Annotated in this window: 1 protein-coding gene; it reads left to right on the forward strand. The window is 56.9% G+C overall.

All coding sequences use genetic code 11. The annotated features are described in order from the left end of the window. Positions 1-180: 180 nt before the first annotated feature. Positions 181-510 (forward strand): hypothetical protein (locus IF803_RS42575; RefSeq protein ID WP_461196177.1); only part of this gene is annotated, 330 nt, incomplete at its 3' end.

Here is a 510-nt window from a genome sequence, read left to right on the forward strand (position 1 = left end):
TGTAATGACAGGCCGCTCCGGCGACACAATTGCGCCGATGATAACACGAAGCGCGCAGGATCTCTGCCTCAGCGTTGGAGATAGGTTGGAGTGAAACGCGCGCAACGTTATACTGACACTCCTATTAACCACGCCGAAGCAAAATTAAACGCTATGCCAGTTTTCTCCATTGTGGCTTTGATGGCCTACCTGCTCAGCCTTGGACTGATCATTCCCAGCTTGTTGCGGAAGAACAGCGCATACCGTCGACTGGCCCTCGTCTCGGCGGTGGTGGCGCTGATTTGCCACGCCATCGCGCTGCAGCAGCGCATCTTTGACGTCAGCGCCGGGCAGAATCTCAGCCTGCTGAACATTGGTTCCATCGTCAGCCTGATCATCTGCTCGGTGATGACCTTCGTCGCTTCACGCGATCGCGGCTGGTTCCTGCTGCCGATCGTCTACAGCTTCGCGATGATCAATCTGGCCTTCGCCAGCTTCATGCCCGGCGAGTTCATCACTCACCTGGAGGCC

Source organism: Bradyrhizobium sp. UFLA06-06, assembly GCF_054820065.1.